Annotated in this window: 14 protein-coding genes; 7 read left to right on the top strand and 7 right to left on the bottom strand. The window is 43.7% G+C overall.

Features of this window, described 5'->3' with window-relative positions; genetic code table 11:
• Positions 1–101: 101 nt before the first annotated feature.
• Positions 102–257 (bottom strand): lmo0937 family membrane protein, encoded by a 156-nt coding sequence (locus tag KXD93_RS13410; protein WP_258137627.1) that lies wholly within the window; start codon positions 255–257, stop codon positions 102–104.
• 167 nt (positions 258–424) lie between these two features.
• Complete coding sequence (locus KXD93_RS13405; RefSeq protein WP_258137626.1) at positions 425–2,182, bottom strand: M61 family metallopeptidase; 1,758 nt, start codon at positions 2,180–2,182, stop codon at positions 425–427.
• Between the two features lie 220 nt (positions 2,183–2,402).
• On the opposite strand from KXD93_RS13405, the gene KXD93_RS13400 reads away from it, so the two are divergent.
• From KXD93_RS13400 to KXD93_RS13375, 6 genes are all read left to right on the top strand, one after another.
• Positions 2,403–2,867, top strand: a complete 465-nt coding sequence (locus KXD93_RS13400; RefSeq protein ID WP_258137625.1) for a MarR family winged helix-turn-helix transcriptional regulator — start codon at positions 2,403–2,405, stop codon at positions 2,865–2,867.
• Between the two features lie 14 nt (positions 2,868–2,881).
• Positions 2,882–3,958 (top strand): efflux RND transporter periplasmic adaptor subunit, encoded by a 1,077-nt coding sequence (locus KXD93_RS13395; RefSeq protein ID WP_258137624.1) that lies wholly within the window; start codon positions 2,882–2,884, stop codon positions 3,956–3,958.
• Between the two features lie 9 nt (positions 3,959–3,967).
• Positions 3,968–7,117: an efflux RND transporter permease subunit gene (locus tag KXD93_RS13390; protein WP_258137623.1), complete on the top strand. Its 3,150-nt coding sequence runs from the start codon at positions 3,968–3,970 to the stop codon at positions 7,115–7,117.
• A 5-nt stretch (positions 7,118–7,122) separates the two neighbouring features.
• Complete coding sequence (locus KXD93_RS13385; protein ID WP_258137622.1) at positions 7,123–8,442, top strand: TolC family protein; 1,320 nt, start codon at positions 7,123–7,125, stop codon at positions 8,440–8,442.
• Between the two features lie 230 nt (positions 8,443–8,672).
• On the top strand, positions 8,673–9,053 hold the full coding sequence (locus tag KXD93_RS13380) for a response regulator (protein ID WP_258137621.1): 381 nt from the start codon (positions 8,673–8,675) through the stop codon (positions 9,051–9,053).
• Positions 9,050–9,901 carry a BadF/BadG/BcrA/BcrD ATPase family protein gene (locus KXD93_RS13375; protein WP_258137620.1) on the top strand — a complete coding sequence of 284 codons (852 nt, stop codon included), beginning with the start codon at positions 9,050–9,052 and terminating at the stop codon, positions 9,899–9,901. The genes KXD93_RS13380 and KXD93_RS13375 overlap by 4 nt, the downstream gene beginning before the upstream one ends.
• A gap of 169 nt (positions 9,902–10,070) precedes the next feature.
• Here KXD93_RS13375 and lnt read toward each other — a convergent pair whose 3' ends face one another.
• Positions 10,071–11,681, bottom strand: coding sequence for an apolipoprotein N-acyltransferase (gene lnt, locus KXD93_RS13370; RefSeq protein WP_258137619.1), 1,611 nt, complete (start codon positions 11,679–11,681; stop codon positions 10,071–10,073).
• Between the two features lie 43 nt (positions 11,682–11,724).
• Entirely contained in the window at positions 11,725–12,429 is a 705-nt protein-coding gene (gene rsmI / locus KXD93_RS13365) for a 16S rRNA (cytidine(1402)-2'-O)-methyltransferase (protein WP_258137618.1), read from the bottom strand.
• A gap of 160 nt (positions 12,430–12,589) precedes the next feature.
• Between rsmI and serS the strand changes: the two genes are divergently transcribed.
• Positions 12,590–13,861: a serine--tRNA ligase gene (gene serS / locus KXD93_RS13360; RefSeq protein ID WP_258137617.1), complete on the top strand. Its 1,272-nt coding sequence runs from the start codon at positions 12,590–12,592 to the stop codon at positions 13,859–13,861.
• A 389-nt stretch (positions 13,862–14,250) separates the two neighbouring features.
• On the opposite strand, the gene KXD93_RS13355 is transcribed toward serS, so the two are convergent.
• The 3 genes from KXD93_RS13355 to KXD93_RS13345 all read right to left on the bottom strand — a co-directional run bounded on the left by KXD93_RS13355 (position 14,251) and on the right by KXD93_RS13345 (position 17,441).
• Positions 14,251–14,664, bottom strand: a complete 414-nt coding sequence (locus KXD93_RS13355; RefSeq protein ID WP_258137616.1) for a hypothetical protein — start codon at positions 14,662–14,664, stop codon at positions 14,251–14,253.
• A gap of 431 nt (positions 14,665–15,095) precedes the next feature.
• On the bottom strand, positions 15,096–15,431 hold the full coding sequence (locus tag KXD93_RS13350; RefSeq protein ID WP_258137615.1) for a hypothetical protein: 336 nt from the start codon (positions 15,429–15,431) through the stop codon (positions 15,096–15,098).
• Between the two features lie 234 nt (positions 15,432–15,665).
• On the bottom strand, positions 15,666–17,441 hold the full coding sequence (locus KXD93_RS13345; RefSeq protein WP_258137614.1) for a glycoside hydrolase family 9 protein: 1,776 nt from the start codon (positions 17,439–17,441) through the stop codon (positions 15,666–15,668).
• Between the last annotated feature and the right edge of the window lie 97 nt (positions 17,442–17,538).

Genomic DNA, 17,538 nt, shown 5'->3' with positions numbered 1-17,538 from the left:
GTTCGCGATTGCTTCGTACCTCGCAATGACATGTGGGCAATAAAAAAGACCTGGTACATAACCAAGCCTTTTTATTGTTGTGTGTTTTTGATGGAAGATACTTAAATCGCCGTTGGCCTGCGGATTAGCCCAAGTACCAGGGCTATAACTGCTATAACCAGTAATACATGTATTAAGCTGCCTACAGCCATAAAGAAAAATCCAATTGCCCAGCCTATAATAAGGATAACGGCAATGATGTATAATAATGAGTTCATGATCTTTTTTTTAATTAATGATTTTCATAGAGTTACATTATAAATATCAAAAACGATCAGAATGTTTTGGGCAAGTTACTTTTTTAGTCCGCAAGTCGGGAAAGTCAGAAAGATTAGAAGATCGACATCCACCAAACAACTTTTACAACCCTTACAACAACTACAACTTACTCACCCAACGCAAGCCACTTTTTCCTGACCACCATTTGCGCAGGCGTTACATCCGGCAGCGAATCAACTTTATATTTCATACGGTTGTTTCTTAACAAAGTAACGGGTAAAGTTATCGGTAAACCATCGCGCATTACGGTAACCGTAATTTTGTCACCTACCTTTTTACCATTCAGCATGGTTGGCACATCGGTTACCGGAGCGCCGTCAATTGTTACAAGCTCGTCGTTTACATTGATGCCATCTATCCAGCCAGCGCCGCCGCGTAATACGGTTGTTATGTATTTTTTGCCGTTTTGCTCAGCTATCATCACACCTAAACTTGGGTCGTTGGTTGCCGCTGCTTCGTCCGTAGCCTTGTAACCTGCGTAGCCAAGGTACTTGTTATAGTCAAGCGGGGTAACGCCATAAACATAGTTTTTGTAGAACTCATCCAGGTTTTTACCGGCAAATTTCTCCAGCCCCTGTTTAAATTCGTTGTCGGTATAGCCGCGTTTTTTTCCCTTGTAATAGGTGTTATATAAATACTTCATTACGTCATCAAGGCTGCTTTTACCCTTGGTGTCATTAATAATCTCCAGGTCGAGGAGCATACCAACGGCAGCGCCTTTATCGTAATATGAAATCCCGGTATTGATGGAATTTTCATTAGGACGATATGATTTTATCCAGGCATCGAAGCTCGCTTCAGCTAAGGGTTGAATTTTTGCGCCGGGCTGATTTTCAATGGTATTAATCTCGCCGGTTATTGCAGCTAAATAGGTTTCGGGCGTAATAAGCCCGGCATGGCGCAATATCAGGTTTTGATAGTATGCAGTAAACCCTTCTGCGATCCAAAGATCGGTAGTGTAGTTTTCATTGTCATAATCAAACGGACCTAAAACTATCGGGCGCAGGCGTTTTACATTCCAAAGGTGGAAATGTTCATGGGCCACCAGGCTTAAAAAGTTACGATAACCAGCCGGGTTGGTGTAATTATCCCTCGATGCGCCAAGCACTGTTGAGCTTAAATGCTCCAAACCGCCACCGCCGCGCTGGGCGTTCAATACTATAAAAACATAATGCTTGTTAGGGTTTTCGCCAAAAACAGCAGTTTCCTGTTCTACAATTTTGGCCATATCAACCTTTAATTTCTCCTTATCGTAATTGCCGCCGCCTACCATGCACACTTCATACTTAACACCGGCAGCATCAAAGCCAAAAACATCCTGCGTACCCACCTCAATAGGTGAATCAAACAGAATGTCATAATTAGGTGAATGGCGCGTGAATTGGTCACCGTTTACTGCTTCAAGGCTGGTTGAAACAGTCGTCCACCCTTTGTAAGGGATAATTTTTATGGTTGACGGTGCATTCAGCATTTTATCGGGATAAACAAAAATTCCCGAAGTTGATAAAAAGCCATGTGATGCATCAACAAAGCTGGTCCGCACCGAAATTTCAAAGCAATACACCCTGTACTTTACGGTTACTGCAGATAAGCCCGTGGTATTGATCCGCCAGGTATTTTTGTTCAGCTTCGGCGCATCAATGGCCTTGTTAATAGCCGATGCGGTGAAGGATTCAATATTTTTTGCAAATTCCCTCACCAAATATGAGCCCGGCGTCCAAACCGGCATTTTAAGATCTAAAGTATTCTGAGCCAGGCCCGAAATGTTCATCTCCACATCTGCATAATGTGCTTGTGCCTCGGGGAAAGTAACGGTATACGAAATTTGAACAGCGCCTGCTGCGTTGCCGGATGTAGAATTCATAAAAAATAGTATTGAAAATAGGAGAGCCGTAAGCTTAATAGTTTTCATTTGGGGAATTTAGGAGCCGTAATTTATCAGCGGTATATATTTCTTGAGGATTTAAAAATTATTTCGAGGTGCAATTTATAATTTTTTTGAATGCGGGCATAGTTTCTTTAGTTGTAAAATGGTTGATACATGCAACTATTAAGTGTTATAACTAATTACATTCGTGCCGATTATGGATGTGAAACTGGTTGAACCTATCTCGCGAAAGCTGAATAATCTTGGAAGAGCCTATTTGGGGATGCTTGCCAAGCGTGTAGAACCCCTGGGAATTAGCAGGTATTACTATGCCCTGGCCTATATACGCTATTACGACGGTCAACTTACGCAAAAGGCGTTGGCAAAGGAGCTGGGAAAGGACAAATCATTAATAGTAAACATAATTGACACGCTTAGTGAGCAAGGTTTTGTGTATCGTGAAATTAATCCGGTCGACAGGCGCGAGCACCTGTTATGGGTAACCGAAAAAGCAAAAAAGGCAGTGCCCGAAATAGTCGAAGCATTTGAAATACTCAATAAAAATATAACAGCCGACATCCCGGAGGAGGATATGAAAATATTTTACTCGGTACTAACGAAGATGACTGAAAATATTAAACCAATTATAACAATAGAAATTAACGACGAAACAAAATCTTAACAGATTACCACGATATGAGGACCAAATATATTATATGGATTGCACTTGCGCTGCTTATTGGCTTTTTGGTGTATAACAAGTTTTTTAGCGAGAAGGGGAAGGAGGCTATTGCCCAAAATTCGGCCAAGGGTGCAAAAAAGAAAACCGGCCCGGTGCCTGTAAACATCATGATAGTGAAAGATACCGCCGTTGATAACACCATAGATGTAACCGGTACCCTTGATGCAAACGAAAAGGTGAACCTGGTGAGCGAAACCGCAGGCAATATCACCGGTATTTATTTTACCGAAGGTACATACGTTAAAAAAGGCCAGCTACTGGTTAAGGTTTACAACCAGGATTTGGTGGCATCGTTAAAGCAAAATGATTATTCGGTGGCGCTAGCCAAACAAAACGAATACCGGAACGGCATCCTGTTAAAAAAAGAAGCCATCAGTCAGCAGGAATACGACACTTCGTTAACTTCGCTGAATACGCTAAAAGCACAAAGCGATGTACTAAAGGCACAGATTTCCAAAACTGAGATCAGGGCCCCATTTTCGGGAACTATTGGATTAAGAAACATTAGCCCCGGCGGTTACTTGTCTCCATCAACCTCTATCGCATCATTAGTGAATATCGATCCGGCGAAGGTTACCTTTTCGGTACCTGAGCGTTACCTGCCATTGATTAGGCAGGGCACGAAGGTGAGTTTTACAATCGAGAGCTCACAGAAGAACTTTTCGGCGGTTGTGTATGCCATTGAGCCGGCCATCGACTTAAGTTCGCGTACCATAACAGTAAGGGCCAAAGCGGCAAACCCCGACAACCTGCTTAAAGCCGGTGCATTTGCCAAAATAAATTTAACGCTCGACCAGATCCCCAAAACCATTATGGTGCCTACGCAATGCGTTATCCCCGATTTAAAGGACAGTAAGGTTTTCGTTTATCACAACGGCATGGCACTGGCGAAAACGGTGAAAACCGATTTACGAACTGATACCAGGATTGAGGTGATCAGCGGATTGAAGGCGGGCGATAGCCTGATTGTATCCGGCCTGATCCAGATCAGGAATAAAGTTCCTTTGAAAATTTTAAAAGTTATTAAGTAAACCATATTTATGAGTTTATCGTCAGTAAGTATAAAAAGGCCTGTATTGGCAACGGTAATGTCTGTTGTTATCGTGGTGTTCGGTGTCATAGGCTATAAGTTTTTGGGGGTACGCGATTTCCCATCTGTCGATCCGCCAATTATAACTGTTACCACTAGCTATTCAGGTGCCAACGCCGATGTAATTGAGTCGCAGATCACAGAGCCGCTGGAAAAAAATATAAATGGTGTACCTGGAATTCGTAACATCTCGTCAACAAGCTCAGTAGGCTCAAGCCAGATAACCGTTGAATTTGACCTTGACGCCGACCTTGAAACCGCAGCAAATGACGTGCGCGATAAGGTAGGGCAAGCCCAAAGGCAACTGCCGCAGGATATTGATGCCCCGCCGGTAGTTACCAAGGCCGATGCCAGCTCCGATAACATCATCACCCTAACAGTAAGCAGTAATGTGCGTAATATTATGCAGGTGGATGATTACGCCGAGAACGTGCTGCAGGAAGGTCTGCAAACCATCCCCGGCGTAAGTGCTATTAATATTCAGGGCCAGCGCCAATACGCTATGCGCTTATGGATCGACCCTAATAAATTGTCGTCGTACGGTTTAACGGCTACCGATGTAACAAACGCGCTTAACATTGAAAACGTTGAGTTGCCGGCTGGTAAAATTGAAGGTAACAACACCGAAGTAGTGATTAGGGCGGTTGGTAAGCTATCCACAGAAAAAGATTTTAATAACCTCATTATCCGTGCTGATAGCAACCGGGTTGTCCACTTAAGCGATATTGGATATGCCGTACTTGGTTCGGCAAATGAGGAAACCTCGTTAAAGGAATCAGGCGTGCCAATGATAGGCCTGGCAATTGTGCCGCAGCCAGGAGCCAACTACGTGCAGATTGCGAAGGATTTTTATGTAAGACTAAAGCAGATTCAAAAGGATCTGCCGCCTGATATTTCGGTGAAGGTGGCCCTGGATAACACCAAGTTCATTAACCAGTCGATTAGCGAAGTGCAGGAAACCCTGCTCGTATCGTTTGTGCTGGTGGTAATCATCATCTACCTGTTCTTCCGCGACTGGCTTATTGCGTTCCGTCCGCTCATAGATATCCCGGTGTCGTTAATTGGCGCATTCTTTATTATGTATGTTTTCGGGTTTTCTATCAATATATTAACGCTGCTGGGGATAGTGCTGGCCACGGGCCTGGTGGTAGATGACGGTATCGTGGTAACGGAAAATATCTATAAAAAGGTTGAAGGGGGCATGCCTATCCGAAGGGCTGCTTTTGAAGGTTCGGCGGAGATCTTTTTTGCGGTGATCTCCACATCTGTAACGTTGGCGGCAGTGTTTTTGCCCATCATATTTTTACAGGGATTTACCGGCAGGTTATTCAGGGAGTTTGCGGTAGTTGTTGCCGGTGCGGTATTGATCTCTGCGTTTGTTTCGCTTTCATTAACGCCAATGCTTAATGTTAAGCTGATCCGTAAGAATTCAAAAAAATCGAAGTTTTACGAAAAAACAGAGCCATTCTTCGAAAATATGACCAGCTCTTATAAAGAATCGCTGGTCAAATTCATGAAAGTGAAATGGGTTTCATTTGCCATTCTCGGGGCTTCGTTGGTGATCGTTTACATATTGTTACTGATAACGCCAACCGAGCTTGCGCCGCTTGATGATCGCAGTTTGTTAAGGTATTCGGTTACCGGTTCTGAAGGGGCAAGTTATGAGTTCATGACGAAGTATATGGATAAGGTGTCGGACCTGGTGCAGGATTCGATCCCGGAAATGAATGTGAACCTCGAGATCATTTCGCCGGGAAGCGGCGGTGGTGGTTCGGCAAACTCGGGCTTTGGTCGTGTGGGTTTGGTTGCTCCCGACAAGCGTACACGCTCCCAACAGCAAATTGCCGATTATTTAAGTAAAAAGTTAAGCAAATTTCCGGATGCGCGTGCGCTGGTGATACAGGAACAAACCATAAGTGGTGGCGGTAGCGGTTCCAAAACTTCGCTGCCGGTACAGTTCGTGATCCAGAACCAGGATTTTGAAAAGATAAGAAAGATATTGCCTGCATTTTTTGCCGAGGTATCCAAGAGCCCGGTTTTCCAGGGAACGGATGTGAACCTAAAGTTTACAAAGCCGGAGCTGCGGGTGGTAACAGACCGTGACCGGGCCCGGGATATGGGTGTTTCGGTATCGGATATTGCTACGGCCCTGCAGTTTTACTATAGTAACGGTCGTTTAGCTTATTTCCTCATCAACGGAAAGCAATACCAGGTAATTGCCCAGGTAAATCGGGCAAATCGCGATCAGCCACTGGATTTAAAAACCATATACGTACGAAATGCAAAGGGTACGCTTATCCAGTTAGATAACGTGGTGAAAACTACTGAAGACGCCACGCCGCCTGCTATTTATCACTTTAACCGGTATAAATCGGCAACCATATCCTGCGGGTTGGCGCCCGGCAGAACTGTTGGAGAGGGCATCATAGAAATGAACAGAATTGCAAAAGGCATGCTCGACGATTCGTTCAGCACAGCTTTAAGCGGTCCATCGCGTGATGCTGCCGAAAGCGGATCGAATATCGTATTTGCGTTTGCATTTGCGCTGTTGCTCATCTACCTGGTGCTTGCTGCACAATTTGAAAGTTTTGTGGATCCATTTGTGGTGATGCTTACCGTGCCGCTGGCAATTGCCGGTGCATTCCTTTCCCTGTGGCTGTTTAACCAAACGCTGAATATTTTTAGCGAGATTGGTATGATAACACTGGTGGGGCTGGTAACCAAGAACGGAATTTTGATAGTAGAATTTGCTAACCAGCAAATGGAGCATGGCCTTGCCAAATACGAGGCTGTGGTTGAGGCCGCAACAGCCCGTTTGCGTCCGATTTTAATGACCAGTTTGGCAGTCGTGCTCGGCTCGGTGCCTATTGCGTTTGCATTGGGCGCGGGTGCAAAGAGCCGTGTTTCGTTGGGGATAGTTATTATGGGCGGGGTATTATTCTCGCTGGTATTAACGCTTTATATCATCCCAATGATGTACTTAATATTTGCGTCGAGCACCCGTAAGGACCCTGACGCAGAAGACCCGGATGATGTGAAGAAGGTAAAGAAAACCCGTACGCAAAAACTGATAGACAAATTAGATAAAGAAAAAGAATAAGCGATATGATGATTAAAAAATTAGGTTGCCTTGTTTTTTGCCTGATAGCATTAACACTAAGTGTTAGTGCGCAAACCGACACCGTACTTACCTTGAAGGATGCGGTCGAAATTGCGTTGAAGAACAACTATCATATCCTGCTTACAAAAAACAACAACAGCATAGCTCAAAATAATGTTACCATAGGTAATGCCGGATTTTTACCGCAGGTAACCGGCAATTTTACAACCACCCGCAGTATCCAGAATACCAGGCAAACTAAAAGCGATGGTACAGAAACTGACCTGCATGGTGCACATAATGCCACCACATCCTACGGGCCAAACCTTAACTGGACCATTTTTAACGGCTTTGGTATGTTTGCTAATTACGACGAGCTGAAGCAATTGAACCAGTTGAGTGATGTGCGCTCACGCGATACCATTCAGAACACGCTTGCCAGTGTAATTGACACTTATTATAACCTGATCAACCAAAACGAGCAGTTGAAGGCGTTGCAAGGGGCAATTGTTATTTCCCGCACGCAGCTGCGCTATGCTAAGGATAAGTTGCAGGTAGGCCGTGCATCGGGCCTGGATGTGCTGAATGCACAAGTTAACCTGAATACTGATACTGCCAACTATTTGAACCAGCTGCAGCAGTTTAAATCGGCCAAGATCCAGATGAACCAATTACTGGTGCGTAACCTGCAAACAGATTTTTCTGTGGGCGATACCATTGTAGTTGATGATAGGCTTGTTTTAGGGGATATTCTCACCAAGGCAGAAAGTCAGAATCCCGCGATCCTATCGGCACAGATCAACAAAAGAATTTCCGAAATTAACCTGAAACAGGTCAGGGCAAGCAGGTATCCGCAGGTTTCTGTAAACTCGGGATATGTGATAACAAACAGCCAGACTCCCGCAGGCTTCACTACCTCCCAAAACAACAAAGGGTTCAATTACGGACTTACAGCCAGCATAAACATATTCAACGGCTTTAACCAAAACCGCATGGAACGCAATGCACGGATCGGAATAGACAATGCTGCCATTAATTACAAACAAACCACGCTTGATGTGCAGGCGCAGGTCAGCAATTTGTACGTTAGCTATCTTTCAGGCCTCGATCTGATAAAACTGGGACAATCAAACGTTGAGGTGGCCAAAAAGAACCTCGAGATCTCGCTTGAAAAGTATAAGCTGGGTAATATTACGCCATTGGAGATCAGGGAGGCGCAAAGGAATTATTTGGATGCCCAATCAAAATTCTTTGCTGCGCAATACCAGTCAAAAAGTGCAGAGATCATGCTAAAGGAGATTACAGCGAGTATAAATATTCAGTAGGTACGTTTGTCTTGTCCTGAAATAGGTTTATACAAAAAAGTGAAACATTCTGATAATCAGAATGTTTCATAGTGTTCCACCTGTTCCACGTGTAAAAATGGAACGCTTTTGCCGCCGGGAGGTGCCACTAACTTAATGACATTGCCCTACGGGTCATGCGTTTAAGATGTAAATAACTTTTTCAAAAACTATATTTTTTAAATTGGTTTAAAAAGTTAATTTTGAACTTGATGGCTATTTGTTTTAAAACCTGTTTGCTGATTGATGATAATTACATTGATAATTTTGTCACGCGCAAAATATTAGAAGGCGGCAACTTTGCCGAATCTATCGTTGTAGTGCGCTCAGCAACCGAGGCCATACAATCCCTAAGCGAAGGAAAGATAACACCTGATGTTATTTTTCTGGATGTACGCATGCCTTTAATGAGCGGTTTTGAGTTTTTGGAGGAGTATGATAAGATAGCTATCGACAAGACTAACATCAAGATCTTTATGCTATCGTCGTCATTGGATCCGCTGGATATGAGGAAATCGACAGATAATAAATACATCACCCAGTTTATTCACAAACCTCTCACCCAAAAAGCACTCGAAGAACTTTGTCCATGATCCTGGTGGCTGATAGCGGGTCGACTAAGACCGACTGGTTGCTTCAGCTTAAAGATGGCGAAGTAAAACAATTCAGGACGGCTGGTCTTAACCCTTATTTTTTATCGGAAAAAGAAATTGCAAAGATCCTGCAGGAGCAGGCTACCGATATGATAGCTTATGCCGCTGATATTGACGAGATCTATTTTTTTGGTGCAGGCTGCTCAAGTCCCGACAGGCACGAGATCGTGTCAAACGCCATCAGCCAGTTTTTCACCAAATCGTACATCAGTGTTGATAGTGATCTGCTTGGCTGTGCTTATGCCACCTGCGGGCATGAGAAGGGCCTTTGTTGTGTGCTGGGAACCGGCTCGAACATTTCTTTTTTCGATGGCGAGGATATTCACTCGGGCAAGCACGGCCTTGGTTTTGTTTTAGGCGACGAAGGTGCCGGTACCTGGTTTGGTAAAGCGCTGATCACTGATTTTCTGTATGGTAAAATGCCGCACGACATCAGCCTGAAATTTGATGCTGAATACCAGCTGGATAAGGCGAAGGTAATAAAGAACGTTTACCAAACACCGAAGGCGAATTCGTACCTCGCAACTTTTGCCCGGTTTATAAGTACCATAAGACAAACCGAATATGCCCAAAACTTACTCCGTGTTGGTTTGCTTGAATTCATTGAAACTAATATTAAGTCGTACCCCCAATACCACCGGTATAAGTGTCACTTTGTAGGTTCCATTGCCTATGTGTTTACAGATGAGCTAACGGCGGTTTGTAAAGAGAACGGCATTCATATCGGCAAGATCATTAAACAGCCTATCCATGATTTGCTGGCGTTTATATTGAGCCGGGAGAACTAAAAATGGCGTCATTGCGAGGAACGAAGCAAACTCTCCAAAGGACAATCAACGCACCTTTATGTTAATAGGAGCCTTGAAGCCGGCTGTTTGATTGCCACATAATTTAATACTTCCTGATTTGCAAGCTTAGAGGTTGCTTCGTTCCTCGCAATGACGAACTGGTGAGCAATTACTTCCAAATAAACCGTTTCACCACGATAAACCCAATCCCCAGCGCTGCTAAAATGCATCCGATCACTGCTAAATAATCTCCATGTATTACGTAAAATGTAAGGTCTGAATTTAGGTTGATGTCTTGCTTTAAGGCTGTTTTTACCCACCATTTGCTCTGCTGTACTATATCGCCGCGTTGATTGATGAACGCAGAAATCCCGGTATTTGCAGAGCGGCATACCCACCTGCGGGTTTCAATGGCGCGTAGCTTGGCATAATCCAGGTGCTGATCCTTGCCGCTGGTGTTTTCCCACCAGCCATCATTGGTGACTATCGCAATAAATTGTGCGCCTTTGTGTACAGATTCGGCAACCCAGCTACCCCAGATGGATTCATAGCAAATAACCGGATCGGCGCCGATGCCGCTTTGCGAGTAAAATACCGTCGGATCATCCTGGCCACCATAAGTTCCGGTTGCGCCACCTAGATGCGCAAATACCGGCTTTAAGAAGGATAATGCTGTCGGGAATGGTAAAGCTTCCGCGCCCGGCACTAGCTTTGATTTATGGTAGAATTGTACCTCGGCCGAGTTTTCAATATTTACTGCGGCATTAAAGTTATCATAGTAAAGCTTTGTTTGGGGATCGTAGATTGCCGTTTTGGTGGCTTCCTTATCGTAGGGTCTGAATGTTTCGGCGCCGGTAAGTATGTTGCCGTTTTTGTATTTGTTTAAAAAGTGCTGAGCCCTTAAAAAGTAGTTATTGGTTCTGATGGTTTCTTCATTCACCTGTTCGGCAATTGCAGTTTCGGGCCATAAAAAGAATTCGGTATTTGGCTGGCCAATTGAATCCGACAACTTCGTTAAGATATCTAACTGCCGCATCGGCGGCATCGAACTTTCCTTGGCATAAGGATCGATGTTTGGCTGCACTACCACGATGTTTGATGGATTGGGTTGCTCCCTATAGTTATAATACCTGCTTAGCGAAAATGCCAGGGGTGCGATTAGCACAATTACAAAAGCTGAGATAAGGCTTAATCGTAATTTTTTATTCGGCGCTTCCCGTATACCAATGAAGACCAGGAATGCTAATATGTTAAGTCCCCAGATCCAAATTGTGCCTCCATATACCCCTGTGTATTCATACCATTGCACCCATTGATGCGTTACTGCAAAGCCGTTGCCCAGGGTCATCCAAGGGAAGGCGAGGTCCCAGGTTTGGTGCAGGTATTCGTATGCCATCCAGAAACAAACGAGACCAGCAAGTCCCCAAGTGCGGTTGGTTACCAGGCGTAAGCGGTAATACAGCCATACAGCCGTTGCCATCAGTAATGGCCCGAGAGAATAGGGGATAAGCGAAATCGGTAAGGCTACCACTTCGCCCACTATTTTCAGTGAGTTATAAACCCAGTAAATTGATAAAGTGTTCCAAACAAAAAAGCCGAGAAAGGTGGTGCCAAAAATCTTTTTGCCTTTTTTAGTGTAATCAGATCTGATGATATTTTCGATAGCCACCAGCATCGGAACAAAACCTACAAAAAGCAGGAACGTTGAATAGGGAGTTGGCGGCCAGGCTATCCAAAGCAGTAAACCAGAAATAAGCGCAAGAAGAATGTTTTTTTTCATTTATAAAATCATATAACCTGAGTGATTGCGAGGAACGGAGGTTTTAGTCCCTCTCTTTCGAGGGTTTAGTTATCGCGCCCGCTACACACATCACGAACTCTCCTTTTACAGGATGCGTTTCAAAATAGGTTTTTACTTCCGCTACCGTCCCCCTAACTGTTTCTTCAAACATTTTTGTCAGTTCGCGTGATACGGAGATCTGGCGGTCAGCACCAAAATAAATGGCCATTTCATCCAACGTTTTTAAAAAACGGTGCGGCGACTCATAAAGTATGATGGTGCGGTCCTCGGTTGCAAGAGTTTTATACCTTGTTTGACGGCCTTTTTTTAGCGGCAAAAATCCCTCAAAACAAAAACGATCAGTAGGGAAGCCAGAATTCACGAGTGCTGGTACAAAAGCCGTAGCGCCGGGCAGGCATTCAACATCAATTTCGTTTTTGATAGCCTCACGCACCAAATAAAAACCCGGATCGGAAATAGCGGGCGTGCCGGCATCCGAGATCAGCGCAATGTTTTTCCCCTCCTTTAAAAAACGGATAATTTCGTTTGACGACTGGTGCTCGTTATGCTGGTGGTGCGAAAATACTTTTTGATGAATCTCAAAATGCTTCAGCAACGGCGCAGATGTGCGCGTATCTTCCGCCAATATCAGGTCAGCCTCTTTTAATACACGGATAGCCCTGAATGTAATATCTTCCAGGTTGCCTATCGGGGTTGGGACTAAGTACAATTTTCCGGTTAAGTTCATTGTTCATTGTTGATAGTTCATGGTAGCTGCTTTGAGTTCATTGTATTGCCAATAAATATATCGCTGCGATGCCAATAATCTATTAACTTTTCCAAAAATGGCTATGAACCATGAACCATAAACTATGAACTAATTATATCTTTGCCTAAAAAATAAAATAATGCTGCAAGTTAGTTATATCCGCGATAACAGGGAACAGGTTTTAGAACGTTTAGCTGTAAAAAATTTCAAACAGCCTGAATTGGTTAATGAAGTGATTGATTTGGATGATAAGCGCCGTTCGACCCAAACCTCGCTGGATAATACTTCTGCTGAAGCAAACGCAGCTGCCAAGCAAATTGGCGACCTGATGCGCAACGGGAAAAAGGACGAGGCAGAGACGCTAAAGGCAAAAACCAGCGCCTGGAAGGAAGAGATCAAGAAGCTGAGCGAACAGCTGGCGCTTGTGGAAGGCGAGCTTTACCAAAAATTGGTGCTGATGCCCAACCTGCCGCACAGTTCTGTGCCAAAGGGATCAACTCCTGAAGAGAACGAAATAGTGCTGGAGAATGGCGTTAAACCCAACCTGCCTGAAAATGCACTGCCTCATTGGGAACTTGCTACCAAGTACAACCTGATAGATTTTGAGCTGGGTGTTAAAATAACCGGTGCAGGTTTTCCGGTTTATAAAGGCAAGGGCGCTAAACTACAACGTGCGTTGATTGCTTTCTTTTTAGATGAGGCTGAAAAATCAGGGTATAACGAAGTGATGTTGCCGCTGATGGTAAACGAGGCTTCGGGCTTTGGAACCGGTCAGCTGCCGGATAAGGAAGGACAGATGTATCATGTAGGTGTGGATAATTTATACCTCATCCCAACTGCAGAAGTGCCAATCACCAACCTTTACCGAGATGTGATTTTAAAGGGAGATGAACTGCCGGTGAAAAATACCGGTTATACACCTTGTTTCCGTAGGGAAGCCGGATCATATGGGGCACATGTGCGCGGTTTAAACCGTTTGCACCAGTTTGACAAAGTTGAATTGGTACAAATTGTACACCCGGATAATTCTTACGATGTTATTGAGCAAATGAGCCTTCACGTGCAGGGACTACTGCAAAAACTAGGACTCCCTTACCGCGTGCTGCGTTTGTGTGGCGGCGACATGAGCTTTACCGCTTCATTGACTTATGATATGGAAACATGGAGCGCGGCCCAGCAACGTTGGCTGGAGGTATCATCTGTGTCGAATTTTGAAAGCTTTCAGAGCAACCGCTTAAAGCTGCGCTTCCGCAATGCTGAAGGCAAAACACAACTGGCGCATACGCTTAACGGCAGCGCATTAGCCTTGCCGCGAATTGTTGCAACCTTACTGGAAAATAACCAAACAGAAAAGGGAATTAAAATTCCGGAGGTATTAGTGCCGTATACTAAGTTTGAGTGGATAGACTAGTCGTCTGCGATTTTCCGCATTGTGTCTATAATGTTTGTCGCATAGTGTTGCCCCTACAGGGCAAAAGACTTTCTTGTTTTTTTCTACCAATATCAGGCACCGATGGTGCCATCCTATCTGGCAGGGTAAACCAGAATGGGTTTTTAAGTAATGGTCGACGTTGTGGCGGTAATTTAAAATATATATAGAAAATATTCGAAATTTATTTCGCCAACACACAAGTAGCAATAGTCGTATGCTTGCTTGGGATCCCAGCGGGATCAAATATTGGTAGAAAAACAACAAAACGACATTTTCGTGCCGTAGGTACGAAACACCGGTTAAAGGTCTACACTGGTATTACTCCGCAATTGAATCTGGTGATGATTTTGGATGTTAGTAAGATGATTTTAGTTCGTTACATTCATCACCCATTTTACAATGGATGCATCGATAATGGAGTTGAAGGTATTTAATACCGATTTGTTTTTTGAGTTTTCACCCAGGTCTGCCCTGTATACGAAATAATCAACACCGATAGCCTTCAAAAAGCTGTCGGTTTTTTCGTTTGCGGTGTTCTTGAAACAACAGATTTTTACCTTACTGTAAAATTTATTAACCTTGATCCGGCGTAAAGTTTTCTCCATTTCCTTCCCCATAAATTCGTAATCAAACACAATAACATCGGGACTTAATTCGTATATAGACGGGAAAATGCTACTGGTGGCAGAAACATGCCTCACATTAGTATAATCAGCCAATAGCTGATTGGGGAAAATATCAGGTGCCACTAAAAGCACCTTTTTAAAGCGTGTACGGATCATGCTTATACAAATTAGGGTGTATAAATATAAATTGTAAAAATCACATTGTCAAGTGCTTATTACGTGCTTTGTTCTTAAAGGATCGGTGTGTTTTTTAAATAAAAGATATCTAAACGGTGAAAATCTTGAAAGGAGAATCGAAAATTAACCCGTAATTAATATTTTATAATAGAATGTTGTATTTCCAATGCCAAATCATAGCCAAGAGCATATTTATATCAGGAATGTTACAACATTGGGGAATATATTAATTTATGAAAATTTCAAATTTTTATAAAAATGGGGTCTTTTTTACGATTATTGTAAGGTGTCGAACCTGTGAATCGGGAGAATATCAAATTATTTTTGACCGGATTTTTGCGATATGAATTTACAATTCCGAAAATTTATTTATCGATGACGCCTGATCTTAAGTAGCTCAGTCGAATCTGCTATATCGTTATAAAAGACTTTTCAGCTGTTGACGATACCGGTAAAATAAATACTCTGCCAATATACGCCCTTATCCTGCTCAGCCAGCTTTGCGCCTTAACAGGCTTTGTGAGATCTTTTAGGGGTCTCGGAACAGACTCATTATCGTCATCGGCCGCATCAATAAAATGGTTTTCAATCAAAACTATTTCGCGGATGGACGGGTCGCGGTTAACAATATCATCCAGTTCCGTAAGCTCGTTAAATGTAGCCGTGCCGTTTTGTTGACGTTTTATCAAAATTTCATACCGCTCCTGTAAGAAGGTACGGCGGATCAGGGGTTTGCGCTGGCTCATTTTATATATCTTTAAAACAATAATACTATCATCAAACAATATGCCGATGTTGTAATTTATTGAATTTCAGAAACTTGCAAAAGTATTGTTTTGTGGGTTGAACCTTTTTGATACAACATATTGTCCGTTTCCGTGCAGGTATGACGGATTGAGAAAGCTATAGTTTAGAACAGGATAAAATAAAGAACTTGCCTCATCACAATTAATTAGGCTTTATACATAAGAATTCGATTGCTATTTACTCTCAGCCATTGCCGCTACAGCCTGTAAAAACCAGGCAGCGTGTGGGATCCACTGCTCTGTCCAGCGCCATTCATTTCCGTTGTCTTCAGTCTTATAGTCTATGCCGCTGCCGTCGCCGTTATCCTTTCCGCCGGTAATACCATTTGAGATCCCACCCCGTTCAGACCCATGCCTGAAGTTTGAGTGCATGTAAGTTACATTGTTCCTCCCAAACCCATACATAAAGCACATGGAATAGGGGTTACAGCCCAGGATCCATGAAGTTTGCTGCGATGCAAAAACAGCCAGCGAATCTTTTATGCCCCAATTGCCTTTATCCGGGTAAACCAGCTTACCGCCGATCAATGCAGCAGTAGCCAATGATCCCAATCGGGCATCCTCGCCTTGCCACCACCAGCCTGTTTCATTGTCATGTGGAATGAAAAAGCCATCCTTAACAGCTCCCTTGTATAAAAATGATTGCCGTGCATAGCCAAAGGGGTTATTCACATTATTTGTTACGGCAAGATTATAGTCCAGTGCCTTTTTAATGGTAACCAACGCCGAAGTTCTCATTACTTCATCATTTTCCTTTGCTAAATAGCGGGACAATGCAATTACCGGTAAACCCGCATCGGCGGCATGCCAATAAGGGCGGTTGCCATCATTGGCGATGAAATAACCCGCCGGGCTCATTCGTTTGTTTAGGTTTTGTGCCCGCTTCCTGGCCTCATCGCGATAAAGTGAACTGTCGGTTGCTATCCAAAGTTCCGTGGCAGCCATCAATGCACAGTAATCATCAATGATGTTTTCCTTGCCGTCATCGTCGTATTTTGTATTGTTGATAAGCAGGTGCGCAAATGCCAGTTTTGCGCCATCGAGATATTGCTGCGAGGTAAATTCGCCATTCTTTTTCCATTGCGAGATGCGGGCCAATGCGGCTATCGCCATACCGCCGCCCTCACGAAAGGCGCATTGGTATTCATCGGTAGTAACGCTGTTTGCACGTAGCCCAACAATCCGGCGGGCATTCGGGTCCTTGTTAAAATAACTGAAGATGATCATGTAGAAATAATCATCCTTTGATAAAGATCGCATCATATAGTCAGCCCCGTATAACGCCTCATTATCTAATGAGTCTTTTATGTTCCATTTTTTTAATAAGCCGGGTATTGCTTCCGAGGCACTAACCATAGACCATACCACCAACGGCGTTTGTTGCGGCGACATGAAATTTGCGTAAGCGAGGTGCGAGAAATATTTACTCACATCGCCAGAGGCATCGCACCAGCCGCCATGCATATCAACGGTTTTGTCGCCACCGCCCTGCAGGCGCATGTGCGAGTCGGCTGCTATTTCCTGTGGGGTATTGGCCCGTTGCTTGTTGTAATAATGGACGATGGACGAGATGGTAAGCCTTGCCAGTGCGTTTTCTTCGATAACAAACGGAAAGGAGGTATATGTTTTTCCACCTACACTCACCCTTACGCTATATTTCCCTCTTTTTTTAAGAGCGGAAAAATCAGCCTGGTAATAGCTTTTGCCGGGCGTCCATTCATCAATCTGCTGCGGACCGCTAAGTACTCCTGTAAACTCCTCCTGGTGGGTTACTGTATTGATTATGTTAAATATCGTTTTCTGGGTCAGTTTACTATCGGTCCCAACAACTGCAATTTTTGGTCCCTTAATGTCGAACCCGATTTGATTGGCGTAGATGGTTACCTGGGCAAAGACGGTAAGTGATAGAATAGAAAAAGCGATAGACAGTAATAGAGCAGGCAGTTTCATAAAGATGTTTCTCAAGAATAAATATATCAGGAAAGATAAGTGCTATTTAGTAAAAAGTTTGCAGTAAAAGGAGCAGTAGTGGTATTGTAGGGGGATA

The organism is Mucilaginibacter phenanthrenivorans (assembly GCF_024721155.1).
GTDB lineage: Bacteria > Bacteroidota > Bacteroidia > Sphingobacteriales > Sphingobacteriaceae > Mucilaginibacter > Mucilaginibacter phenanthrenivorans.
Note: the sequence above shows the minus strand (reverse complement) of the source record. Positions and strands in the feature narration are given on the sequence as shown.